The organism is Hymenobacter actinosclerus (assembly GCF_900111515.1).
GTDB classification, from domain to species: Bacteria; Bacteroidota; Bacteroidia; order Cytophagales; family Hymenobacteraceae; genus Hymenobacter; species Hymenobacter actinosclerus.
Map to the genome: position 1 here is coordinate 923,759 of NZ_FOHS01000001.1, position 11,661 is coordinate 935,419.

Annotated in this window: 8 protein-coding genes; 2 read left to right on the forward strand and 6 right to left on the reverse strand. The window is 62.7% G+C overall.

The features are described 5' to 3' along the window. Window positions 1-49: 49 nt before the first annotated feature. Window positions 50-1,993 (reverse strand): CocE/NonD family hydrolase, encoded by a 1,944-nt coding sequence (locus tag BMY67_RS03990; protein ID WP_092768487.1) that lies wholly within the window; start codon window positions 1,991-1,993, stop codon window positions 50-52. A gap of 175 nt (window positions 1,994-2,168) precedes the next feature. Here BMY67_RS03990 and BMY67_RS03995 point away from each other — a divergent pair, with 175 nt between their 5' ends. After that, window positions 2,169-4,838: a M14 family metallopeptidase gene (locus BMY67_RS03995; RefSeq protein ID WP_092768489.1), complete on the forward strand. Its 2,670-nt coding sequence runs from the start codon at window positions 2,169-2,171 to the stop codon at window positions 4,836-4,838. A 123-nt stretch (window positions 4,839-4,961) separates the two neighbouring features. Here BMY67_RS03995 and BMY67_RS04000 read toward each other — a convergent pair whose 3' ends face one another. The 4 genes from BMY67_RS04000 to BMY67_RS04015 all read right to left on the reverse strand — a co-directional run bounded on the left by BMY67_RS04000 (window position 4,962) and on the right by BMY67_RS04015 (window position 7,973). Next, on the reverse strand, window positions 4,962-5,336 hold the full coding sequence (locus BMY67_RS04000; protein ID WP_092768491.1) for a hypothetical protein: 375 nt from the start codon (window positions 5,334-5,336) through the stop codon (window positions 4,962-4,964). A 137-nt stretch (window positions 5,337-5,473) separates the two neighbouring features. Further along, window positions 5,474-5,695 (reverse strand): hypothetical protein, encoded by a 222-nt coding sequence (locus BMY67_RS04005; RefSeq protein ID WP_092768493.1) that lies wholly within the window; start codon window positions 5,693-5,695, stop codon window positions 5,474-5,476. A 127-nt stretch (window positions 5,696-5,822) separates the two neighbouring features. Beyond that, window positions 5,823-7,049, reverse strand: a complete 1,227-nt coding sequence (locus BMY67_RS04010; RefSeq protein ID WP_092768495.1) for an S-adenosylmethionine:tRNA ribosyltransferase-isomerase — start codon at window positions 7,047-7,049, stop codon at window positions 5,823-5,825. Window positions 7,050-7,196: 147 nt separating this feature from the next. Then, window positions 7,197-7,973 (reverse strand): class I SAM-dependent methyltransferase, encoded by a 777-nt coding sequence (locus BMY67_RS04015; protein WP_177189678.1) that lies wholly within the window; start codon window positions 7,971-7,973, stop codon window positions 7,197-7,199. Between the two features lie 222 nt (window positions 7,974-8,195). Here BMY67_RS04015 and BMY67_RS19265 point away from each other — a divergent pair, with 222 nt between their 5' ends. Beyond that, window positions 8,196-8,798, forward strand: a complete 603-nt coding sequence (locus BMY67_RS19265) for a hypothetical protein (protein WP_092768497.1) — start codon at window positions 8,196-8,198, stop codon at window positions 8,796-8,798. An 84-nt stretch (window positions 8,799-8,882) separates the two neighbouring features. Here BMY67_RS19265 and priA read toward each other — a convergent pair whose 3' ends face one another. Beyond that, window positions 8,883-11,432 (reverse strand): replication restart helicase PriA, encoded by a 2,550-nt coding sequence (gene priA, locus BMY67_RS04025; protein ID WP_092768499.1) that lies wholly within the window; start codon window positions 11,430-11,432, stop codon window positions 8,883-8,885. Window positions 11,433-11,661 lie beyond the last annotated feature (229 nt).

Consider the following 11,661-nt stretch of genomic DNA (forward strand, 5'->3'; position numbering starts at 1 on the left):
TACCGTTAAACGTCATCTCATTACGCAATACCCACTACTCAATACTAACCTAAAGCACCCGCACTTTCAGCTGCGAGGCCTTTTGGGGCGAGTGGTAGAGGCGGTGGGTAGCCGTCTGGAAATCCTTTTCGTCGGCTTCGTTGATGTTGGGCACAAAGGTCTGGGGGTTGCGGTCGACCATCGGGAACCAGCTGCTTTGCACCTGCACCATCAGGCGGTGGCCCTTACGGAAGGTGTGGCACAGGTCCTGCACCGTGAAGGGCACGGCCGTTACCTGGTTCGGCACGAAGGCCTCGGGCTGGCTGAAGCTGTTGCGGAACCGACCGCGCATCACCTCCGAGCGCACCATCTGCTGGTAGCCGCCCAGCTTCACCGCGGGGTTCAGGCGCGGGTTGTCGGGCGTATCGTTGGGGTACACATCGATGATTTTCACCACCCAGTCGGCGTCGGTGCCGGTGGTAGCCACTTGCAGCAGGGCCTCGATGGGGCCGGCCAGGGTCAGGTCGTCGGTCAGCACGTCGGTTTGGTAGGTGAGCACGTCGGGGCGGCGGCTGGCGAAGCGCTGGTCGTCGGTCATGTACTCGCGGGTCATGCCCGTGGCCATGCCCTCGTTCGACGGCACCGGGTGGGCCGGGTCGCTCAGGTACTGGTCGAATTCGGCGCTGCCGGACGCAGTTGGCGCCTCAAAGCCGAGTTTGCCGTCGGCCTGGAAGTACATCGTACGCTCCCGGGCTTGCTTGGGCGGCCAGGCGTCGAAGGTGCGCCACTGGTTGGTGCCGCCCTCAAACACGGTGGCCTCGGGCACGTTGGGCTTCTTGTTGTCCTTGAGGTAGGCCTTGAAAAACGGCGCCTCAATTTCCTTCTGGTAATACAGCGAGGGCGACTCGCCGTAGGTCACGTTGCCCACCAGCTCGCCGGTGCCGCGGGCCCAGCCGCCGTGCACCCAAGGCCCCATCACCAGACCGTTCTGCATGCCCGGGTTCTGCTGCTCGATGCTCTTGTAGATGTTGAGCGCCCCGAACAAATCTTCGGCGTCGTTGAAGCCGCCCACGGTGAGCACGGCGGTTTGCTTGTTCAGGTTTTTGAGGTGGGGCCGCAGGTTGCGGGCCTGCCAGAACTCGTCGTAGTTGGGGTGGGCCATCATCTCGTTCCAGAACGCCACCTGGCCCTTGTAGTAGCGGGCATCGGCATTCTTGAGCGGGCCCAGCTTCATAAAAAAGTCGTAGCCGTCGGGCGTGCCGTGCTTGAAGCCGGGGTTGCCGGTGGGCGTGGGCGCGGGCCGGGGCAGGCCGAACGAGGCCAGAAAGTTGAAGGCGTGGGGCAGAAAGAAGGCACCGTTGTGGTGGAAATCGTCCCAGAACCAGTCGGCAATCGGGGCCTGGGGTGAGGAGGCCTTGAGGGCCGAATGGCGGCTGAGCAGGCCGGTGGCGGTATAGAAACCGGGGTAGCTGATGCCCCACTGGCCCACCCGGCCGTTGTTCCTGGGGCCCTTCTTCACCAGCCACTCGATGGTATCAAACGTATCGGTGCCCTCGTCAATATCGTTTTTGCCTTTGGGGTTGTCCTTCTCGGGCCGCATATCCACGAACGTGCCCTCCGACATGTAGCGGCCGCGCACGTCCTGGTAGGCGAAAATGTAGCCCTCGCGCATCATCGTGGAGCTGGGACCGAGGCTCTTCTTGTACTTGCCCGCGCCGTAGGGCCCCACCGCGTAAGGCGTACGATTGAGCATAATGGGGTAGCGCACCTTGTCGGCGTCGTTGGGCGCGTACACGATGGTGTAGAGCTTCACGCCGTCGCGCATGGGTATCTGGTACTCGGTTTTGGTGTAGTGCTGCTGGATATAGAGCGTATCGGCCAGCACCTGGGCCATCTGCTGCTTGTCGGCGTCGGAAGGCAGTGGGTACGAGACCGGCTGCTGGGCCTGGGCCGCGAAACAGCCGGCCGAGAGCAGCGCCGCCAGTACGGCGGGGCGGAGGTAGGAGTGGGGCATGGTGGGTGGAATTTGGTGGATAAGGTAGGAGCAGGTGGATTGGTAGCTGGCTTTTCAGCCACTGATCTGTAGTGAAAGATGCTGCTTAGCGGCCAATGTTGCGCCGCTGGCCTGCTCAAATATGCTTTCTTTGAGCCACAATCCCTTCGCCCTCCCGCTTTACTTCCGCTGCCTGATGAAAAACGCTACCCTGCGCATCCTAAGCCTGTTGCTACTGGGGCTAATGTCCTGCTTCAGCGCCCTGGCCCAAACGCCGACTCCGGCCACCGCGGCCTTTCCCAACCCGCTGACCGGCCCGGCCGATGGCCCGCTGCTAACGCCCGCCCAGTTTCTGGGTTATGAGCTGGGCGCCCGCTTCACGCCCCACGCCGAGCTGCTGCGCTACGTGGCCCACGTGGCGGCCCACAGCCCCGGCCAGATGCGGCTGGAGCGCTACGGCAGCACCTACGAAAACCGCCCGCTGGAGCTGGTCTACATTGCCTCAGCTGCCAACCTAGCGCGCCTCGACGATATCCGGCGCGACAACCTGCGGCTGGCGGGCCTCGAAACCGGGGCCGTGAAAGGCGCTACGCCGGCCGTGGTCTGGCTCAGCTACAACGTGCACGGCAACGAGGCGGTGTCGTCGGAGGCCGTGATGCAGGTGCTCTACGACCTGGCTGACCCGGCTAACACTACGGCGCAGGGCTATCTGCAGAATCTGGTCGTCATCATCGACCCCTGCGTGAACCCCGACGGACGCGACCGGTACGCGCAGTGGTACAACCGCGTGGCCAACCAGCAGCCCAACGCCTCGCCCCTGAGCTGGGAGCACCGGGAGCCCTGGCCCGGCGGCCGCTACAACCACTATTACTTCGACCTCAACCGCGACTGGGCCTGGCAGACCCAGCAGGAAAGCCGCCAGCGCATTGCCGTTTACAACCAGTGGCTGCCCCAGGTGCACGCCGACTTCCACGAGATGGGCCCCAACAACCCCTACTACTTCTCGCCCGCCGCCAAGCCCTTCCACGCCGACCTTACAGCCTGGCAGCGGCAGTTTCAGGACATCATCGGCGACTACAACCGCCGGGTGTTCGATAAGAACAACTGGCTCTACTTCACCCGCGAAACCTACGACTTGTTCGCGCCCTTCTACGGCGACACCTGGCCCAGCTTCAACGGCGCCATTGGCGTAACCTACGAGCAGGGCGGCGGCGGCGTGGCCGGCATTGCCTACGTCAAATCCGACGGCGACACGCTCACCCTGAGCCAGCGCATTGCCCACCACCACGCCACCAGCCTGGCCACGCTGCAGGCCGCCGCCGCGCGCCACCAGGACCTGACCCGCGAGTTCCGCAAGTTCTACGACGACGCCCGCACCAAGCCTAAGGGCGAGTACAAGTCGTACGTGCTGGCCGGCTCCTCCGACCCCGGCCAGGTGCGGGCCCTCACGCAGTACCTCGACCGCCAGCAAATCAGCTACGGTTTTGCCGCCAAGCGCAGCCGCCAGGCCGGCTACAACTACGCCACTGGCAAAACCGAAACCGTGCAAATCGAGCCCCAGGACGTGGTCATTAGCATGTACCAGCCCAAATCGACGCTCGTGAAAGTGCTGTTCGAGCCCCAGGCCCAGCTCGAAGACTCGCTCACCTACGACCTCACCGCCTGGTCCTTGCCCTACGCCTTCGGGCTGAACGGCTACGCGCTGAAGGGGCAGTTGTCAGTTGCCAATTCAGTTGTCAGTGGACAGTTGTCAGTTGTCAGTGAGAATAACCGGAACAAACTGACAACCAATAACCGACAACCAACAACTGACAACCAGCAACTGACAACCAACAATGCGCCCTACGCCTACCTGGCCCGCTGGAACAACTTACAGGATGTGCGCTTCCTGAGCCGGCTGTTGCAGCAGGGCGTGAAGCTGCGGGTGGCCGAGGAGCCGTTTGAAACCGAAGGCCAGAAGTACGGCCGCGGCACGCTCATCATTGCCCGCACTGGCAACGAGCGGCTGGGGGCCCGCCTCGATCAGCTGGTGCGCGCCCAAGCCGATTCGGCGGGCGTGCTGGTGCAGGCGGTGCAGTCGGGGCTCTCCACCACCGGCGGCGACCTGGGCTCGCGCTCGGTGCGGCCCCTCAAAATGCCCAACGTAGCCGTGCTGGCCGGGCCGGGCGTCGATGCCACGGCCTTTGGCGAAGTCTGGCATTTCTTCGAGCAGCAGGTAGGCTACCCCGTCACGGTGCTCGGCACCGATTATTTCGGCAGCGTGCCGCTCAGCAAGTTTGACGTGCTCATCCTGCCCGATGGCCGCTACGACGACGTGCTGAACGAGAAAACGCTGGCTTCCGTGAAAACCTGGGTACGCGCCGGTGGCCACCTCATTGCCCTCGAAGGCGCCTCGCGTTTCCTGGCCGGCCAGAAGGACCTGCTGCTCAAAACCAAGCCCTCCGCCGACTCGACGGCCACCGCCGCGGCCCGCAAAAAAGACCCCTACACGGCTCTGCGCCGCTATGCCGACGCCGAGCGTGAGAGCATCGGCGAGCGGGTGCAGGGCAGCGTGTTCCGGGTTCAGCTTGATAATACGCACCCGCTGGCCTTTGGCTACGGCAACACGTACTTTGCCCTGCTCCGCGAGGTGCCCAATTACAAGTTCCTGCCCGAGGGCGGCTGGAACGTGGGCGTGCTCAAAAAGGACAGCTACGCCGCCGGTTTCGCCGGCCGCCGCACCCGCCTCGGCCTCACCGATACCTTCGTGCTCGGTACCCAGGACCTGGGCCGTGGCCAAATCGTGTATCTGGCCGACAATCCACTGTTCCGGGCTTTCTGGCAGGGCGGTAAGCTGCTGTTCGGCAACGCCGTGTTCATCCTCTGATCAGTGGTTTTCGCCGGCTGGTTGCGCTGCAGCTTCGCCGTCCTCTGGTTCGCTGATTGTGGGCGTAAAAAAAGAGCTTGCCTTCTGGGCAAGCTCTTTTTTGTGTGAAATGCTGGAGCCAATTTAGTTGACGACGTCTACGGCTTTGTTTTTGACGGCTTTACCGGCCTTTTTCGTGGCGCGGGCGGCCTTTTTAGCGGCGCGGGCCGTCTTCTTTGCGGCTTTCGTGGCGAAGTTGCCGGTTGCCTGAGCGCCGGTTTCTACGGCGTCGCCGGTTGCGCGGGCACCCTTCTTCACGGCGTGGCCGGTTTTCTCAGCGCCGGTTTCCACGGCGTTGCCGGTTACCTGCGCGGCGTGCTCGGTGCCTTCCTTGGCGTCGTGGATGACTTCACCGGCTTTGGTGCGGTCTTCGGTGGTGGTAGTGGTTTGGGTGGTCTGGGCAGAAGCGGCGGCCGTGGTGAAAGCAAAGGCGGCGGCTAGCAGAAATATCTTTTTCATGATCGAAAGTCAAAAAGGAAAGCGAATGTAGTTGGGGCCTTATACGGTAGAATGCGGAAAGCAGCGGGAAAGTGCCCGCATAAAAAAGTGCCGCTCCTCTTCCTGAAAAGAGAAGCGGCACTTCCGGCCTCGTGGGGCTACATCGCCGCCCGCTTGCTGCTGTGCATCTTGTGAGCCATGTGGGCTGTGTGGGCCTTAGGAGCCGCCTTGGTAGTGCGGGTTTCCTTTTGGGTCGTTTTCAAAGTGCCGTCGGTAGCCTTTTCGGTCTTCTTCTCGGCTTTGGTTTCAGTTTTCACTCCCTGGGCGAAAGCCGGAGCGCAAACGATGGCCAGCGCGGCCACAATTGCCAGATTTTTCATGAGATGAGAAGGTTGAAATGGAAGAAATTACTATTCCAAAGATGCCATCTCATCGGTGAAGATGCGGTGAGCATTTCCGCTCCTTCCACCACTTATTTGTACATAATTCTGACTGTTAGTCAGTTGCTTACGGCAGCAGCAGCGACGAGTCGCCGTAGCTGAGGAAGCGGTAGTCGTGGGCCAGCGCGTGGTCGTACACGCGCCGCCAGTCGGGCCCGAGCAGGGCCGCTACCAGCAGCAGCAGGGTGCTTTCGGGCTGGTGGAAATTGGTGATGAGCCCGCGCACCACCCGGAAGCGGTAGCCGGGCGCAATCAGCAGCTGGGTGGTAGCGTGCAGCGTGTCGGAGCCGGTAAGCGCCAGCTGGTCGAGCAGCGCCGCCAGGGCCTGCGGGGTTGATACTTCTGCCCCGGTCTCGTAGGGCTGCCACTGGCTTACGTGCCAGCTGGGCAGCCGCGCCGGCTGCTGCACCAGCGCCGCGCCCAGCCAGTACAGGCTTTCGAGCGTGCGCAGGCTGGTAGTGCCCACTGGAATAAGCGGGTGCCCTTCCGCCAGGTGCGCCAGCAGCCGCCGCAGCGTGTCGGCCGTCACGCTGAACGGCTCGCCGTGCATGGGGTGGTCGGCCATCTGCTCGGCCTTTACCGGTTGAAACGTACCCGCGCCCACGTGCAGCGTTACGCGGGCGGCGGCGGTGCGGCGCTCGGCCAGCTCGGCCAGCACGGCTTCCGAAAAATGCAGCCCGGCCGTAGGAGCCGCCACGGCACCCTCGTGGGCGGCGTACACCGTTTGGTAGCGCACGGCGTCCACGTCGGTATCGGGGCGGTTGAGGTAGGGCGGCAGGGGCAGGTGGCCAGCGCCGCGCAGCACTTCGGCAAACGGCAGCTCGGCCGGCTCCCAAATAAAGGCAATCAGGGCGTAGCCGTCGTGCTGCTCGGTGCGCTCGGCGTGCAGGGTGGCTGGCTGGCCATTGGCCTCAAAGTCCAGCGTTACAGGGCCATCCTTCCAGCGGCGGCCATTGCCCACCAGGCATTTCCAGACGCAGGCGCCCGTTTGCTGCATGGCCGGCTCAATGGCCCGGTGCGGCGCCACCGGCTCCAGGCAAAACAGCTCGACCATGCCGCCCGTGGGCCGCCTAGCAAACAGCCGCGCCCGCACCACTTTGGTATCGTTGAACACTAGCAGGCTGTTTTCGGGCAGCAGCGCGGGCAGGTCGCGAAACGTTCGGTCGCCCAGCAGCCCCTGCTGATACACCAGCAGCTTCGACTGGTCGCGGTTGGTCAGCGGCTCGGGGGCAATGCGCTCGGGCGGCAGCTGGTAGGTGAAATCGTGAATGGAAAGCCGGCGCGGGTCAGTCATGGTGTTTGAGCTACAAGCCGCAAGCTACAAGCTGCAAGCTTTTTTGACGCCCTGGCAATCCATAAAACAGCCAAATAAGGCATAATAGCAGGAGTATGCTCCTGGAACATACTTGCAGTTTGTGGCTTGCAGCTGGCAGCTCAAAAATCACTTTTGAAAAAACAGCAAATGCTGCTGGGGCAGGGTTTCGACCGAGTCGGTGAGGCGCAGGCCCACGGCGGCCATTTCGCGGCGGGCCTGGGCTACGCTCATCTTGTGGATGCGCTTGATGGGTACGTTGGGGTCTTCGGCCCGGTACTCAACCAGGGCCAGCCGGCCGGTGGGCGAGAGGGCCTGCCGGATGGCGCGGGCCATTTCGCGCGGGTAGTCGAACTCGTGGTAGGCATCCACAATGAGCACCAGATCGACCTGACCAGCGGGCAGATTAGGGTTTTGGGTGGTGCCGCGCACCGGAATGACGTTGTTGGCCCCGAGCTTCGTTTTGGTTTCGCGCAGGCTGGCCAGCATTTCGGGCTGAATATCGACGGCCAGCACCTTGCCCTGGGGCACCAGTGGGCTCATCTTGAAGGTGAAGTAGCCCGTGCCGGCCCCGATATCGGCCACTACGTCGGTGGGCTTGAGCTTCAGCTCGCGCAGCAGCTGCTCGGTCCCTTCCTCGCTCGACCTCGCCGAGCGGTCGAGCCAGGCGGCCCCTTCGTGGCCCATTACGTGGGCAATCTGGCGGCCCAAGTAGTATTTGCCGATGCCGTTGAGGTCTTGGGGGGCGCGGCGCTCGTAGCCGCTGCTATCGGGCGCGGCGGCCCGGCGCTGCTCGGTAAGCTGGGCCGTGGTACCCTCGCTCATCGACTGGGTACAGGCGCCAGCCGCCAGCAACAGAGCTCCCAGCGCGCCGAGAGGCAGGAAAAGTCTTATTTGGTTGACCATAATCAGAAGGCAAATAACGGACTTGCGGCTAACAAAAAGCCCGGCGGAACGGTTCGGGGCGGCCCCAATTGCCAGCCGGTAGCGGCAGTAAGGCCCTGACTGGCTGGACCAAGTCGCGCCACTGCCGCGGGCAATTCAACAGTTTGTCTGGTTTTATAGGCTTATTTTATAATTTAGCCCGTACAAATTGCTATCACATCTTTCACTTTTCTTTCTTTCCTTATGAAACACCTGTCCAATCTGTTGCGCAAACTCACCGCGGTAGCGGCAGTAGGTATTGCCCTAACGAGCTGCAACCGCGCCGAGTATGCGATGCTGCCCAAAACGGGCGCTTCGGCCTACCATGGCACCCAGCGTGCTACCATCATCAAGCCCGCTCCGGCTGCTGAGGTGGCTGTAGCGCCGCAGGTTGCTCCTGAGGCCGTAGCTGCGCCCGAAGTTGTTGCTGCACCTGTGGCCGCCCCGGCTGCTAAGCCCGTAGCAGTTGCCAAAGCTGCCCCCGCTACGGCTAAGGCTGCTCCGGTAACTGCCGCTACTCCCGCCAAGGCCCCGAAAGCAAGCTTCATGCAGAAGGCGCTGGTGCAGAAAATTGCCAAGAAGGCCGATAAGCTGGCTGCTAAAGCGCAGTTGAACAAGGGCTCGGAAACGGCCGCCGCCAACCGCCTCGAAGGCAAGCTACGGCAGGGAGTTATTCTGCTGCTGGCCGGCCTGCTGATTGAGGTGCTGGGTGCCATCACCGGTATCGGCATCATCTACGTGCTGGGTGCCATTGTTGCCCTCATCGGCGTCGTGCTCATCATCCTCTACCTGCTCGACGAAATCTAAGCATCATCACTTCAATGCAAAACGCCCCGGTTGCCAGTTGGCAGCCGGGGCGTTTTGCGTTGGAGTGATGATGCTATGTGTGTTCTACATCGGGTCCACGTCGGCGGCCAGGCGCACCTGCTTGAACTCCTTCTGGTCGCGCACTACGTCGAGGGCAGCCATAATATCGGCCTTGGCGGCTTTGAGCACGGTGTGTTCGCGGCTGAGCTTAACGGTTATTTCCTGGAGGTAAAAGTTGCGGATGCGGAAGATGTAGGGCGCCTCGGGGCCCAGCACGGCCTCGCGGCCCAGCCGGTCGACCAACTCCTGGGTCAGCAGCAGCGCCGCCCGCTCGCCCACCGTCACGTCGACGTGCTTTACGGTAAGGCGGATGATGCGCATGAAGGGCGGGTAGCCGTGCTCCCGGCGCTGCGTTATTTCGTACTCGTAGAACTCCAGATAGTCGTTGCGCATCACCTTGTCGAAGATGACCTGCTCGGGGTCGGCCGTCTGGATAATCACGCGGCCCTTCTTGCCCTTGCGGCCCGCCCGCCCGCTCACCTGCACAAACATCTGGAAGGCCCGCTCGTGGGCCCGGAAGTCGGGATAGTGAATAATAGAATCGGCATTGATAATGCCCACCAGGCTCACGTTGGCGAAGTCGAGGCCCTTGGTGACCATCTGGGTGCCCACCAGAATGTTGGTTTTCTGCTGCTCGAAGTCGGAAATAATCTGCTGGTACGAGTTCTTGGCGCGGGTCGTGTCGAGGTCCATGCGCTGCACCTGGGCGGCGGGCAGCATCACTTTCAGGTCGTCTTCGATTTTCTCGGTGCCGAAGCCCACGGTTTTCACGTTGCGCGAGCCGCAGGCCGGGCACTGGGTGGGCATCCGGTCGTGGTGGCCGCAGTAGTGGCAGCGCAGCTCGTGGGCCTGCTTGTGGTAGCTCAGGCTCACGGCGCAGTTGGTGCACTTGGGAATCCAGCCGCAGTCGAGGCAGTTGATGAACGGGGCGTAGCCACGGCGGTTCTGGAACAGAATTACCTGCTCCTGCTGGGCCAGCTTGCTCTCCATTTCAGCCATCAGTTCGGGCGTGAAGTGGTTGAGCATGGTTTTCTGCTCCCGGCTCTTACGGGTGTCCACGAGCACGATTTCGGGCAGGCCGGCCTCGCCGAAGCGCTTGGTGAGGCTCACCAGCCCGTAGCGGCCGGCTCGCGCCTGGTAGTAGGTTTCCACGGCCGGGGTGGCCGAGCCGAGCAGGGTTTTGGAACCCTGGAAGTGGGCCATCATCAGGGCCACCTCGCGGGCGTTGTAGCGCGGGGCCGGGTCGTACTGCTTGTAGCTGCTCTCGTGCTCCTCGTCTACAATCGTGAGGGCCAGGTTATCGAACGGCAGAAACACGGCCGAGCGCACGCCCACTACCACCTGAAACCGGCCCGAGAGTACCCCGTTCCACACTTCCACCCGCTCGTTGTCGGAGAATTTGGAGTGGTACACGCCCAGCCGCGAGCCGAACACCCGCATAAGCCGCGTCACAATCTGGGCCGTGAGGGCAATTTCGGGCAGCAGGTAGAGCACCTGCCCGCCGCCATCCAGCGCCTGCTTGATCAGGTCGATGTAGATTTCGGTTTTGCCCGCACCCGTTACGCCGTGCAGCAGCACGATATCCTTGGCCTGGAACTCGCGCATCACCGCGTCGCGGGCCTCCACCTGCGTGTCGGTCAGCGTGAAGTGCATGTTGGCCTCGGCGTCATCCTCATCCAATGGGAAGCGCGACACAATCTGGTCGAACTGCTCCAGGATGCCGTTTTTGATGAGCGTGTTGACGGCGGAAGGCGACAGGTGCGGGGCCGAGGTGAGAGCCGCCTTGTCCATGCCGCGATGGTTGGCGTGCTCGTTCTGGTACACCGGCACCCGCTGCAAATAGCGCATCACCACATCGAGCTGCTTGGCCTTGCTGGCCAGCTGCCCGAACAGCTCCTCCAGCGCCGCCTCGGCCACGTAGCGGTGCGCCAGCCGCACTTTCTTCACCACCTTGGGCGCGTACTTGTCCTTGAGGTGCTCAAACAAAAACACCACGTCCTTCTGCATCAAGGACTTGATGTATTTGTGGAACGAGGCAATGCCCAGCACCTCGCCCACCTCGGTAAACGTCAGCGACTTGCCTTCCTCCTGGCCCGAACTCAGCGCATCCACCACCTTCTGCTCCTGCTCGCCGAGCGGGTAGGGGTGGGTATCGGGCTCGAAGGCCGGATGCAGCTGAACCCGGCTCTCGGAAGAAAGCTTGAGGGCCGAGGGTAAGGCCGCGTTAATGACCTCGCCCAGGGTGCAGAGGTAGTACTCGGCAATCCAGGCAAACAGCTTCAGCTGGGGCTGGGTCACAACGGGCGCGTCGTCGATAAACTCCAGGATGTACTTGGCCTGGTAGGCGGCGGGCGGCGTCTGGTGCACGGCCGCTACAATGCAGCTCAGCGTGCGCTTGGCCCCAAACTGCACCAGCACCCGGCCCCCAATCACCACCTGGTCGTTCAGCTCGAACGGCACGCGGTAGGTGTAGAGGCGGGGCAGCGGCAGGGGCAGAATAACGTCGGCAAACAGCGTGACGCGGTCGGCCGCTGCTTCCGGCGCGGGCTGCACAAAATCAAACGAAAGACTCAACAGAAGGCAAAAACAGAAAGAAGAACACCAACCGACGGGCGGCAGCCAACGGCGGCGGTACAGTTAGTAAAGATACAGCACCGGCCGCCCCCGCGGAAACCAAACCCCCAAATTCCGGCCGCCGCTACCGTCGAGCCAGTTGCTGGGGTGGCGGCGGAATATCCGGTTGGGCCCGCCAACACCAGCGCAGCGTCCGGAGGCAAGCGGCCGCAGCAGTGCACGGTACCGC

Excerpts from the sequence above, each read along its gene's own strand:
- BMY67_RS03990 (WP_092768487.1), bottom strand. The coding sequence starts at position 1,993 with ATGCCCCACTCCTACCTCCGCCCCGCCGTACTGGCGGCGCTGCTCTCG.
- BMY67_RS03995 (WP_092768489.1), top strand. The coding sequence starts at position 2,169 with ATGAAAAACGCTACCCTGCGCATCCTAAGCCTGTTGCTACTGGGGCTA.
- BMY67_RS04000 (WP_092768491.1), bottom strand. The coding sequence starts at position 5,336 with ATGAAAAAGATATTTCTGCTAGCCGCCGCCTTTGCTTTCACCACGGCC.
- BMY67_RS04005 (WP_092768493.1), bottom strand. The coding sequence starts at position 5,695 with ATGAAAAATCTGGCAATTGTGGCCGCGCTGGCCATCGTTTGCGCTCCG.
- BMY67_RS04010 (WP_092768495.1), bottom strand. The coding sequence starts at position 7,049 with ATGACTGACCCGCGCCGGCTTTCCATTCACGATTTCACCTACCAGCTG.
- BMY67_RS04015 (WP_177189678.1), bottom strand. The coding sequence starts at position 7,973 with ATGGTCAACCAAATAAGACTTTTCCTGCCTCTCGGCGCGCTGGGAGCT.
- BMY67_RS19265 (WP_092768497.1), top strand. The coding sequence starts at position 8,196 with ATGAAACACCTGTCCAATCTGTTGCGCAAACTCACCGCGGTAGCGGCA.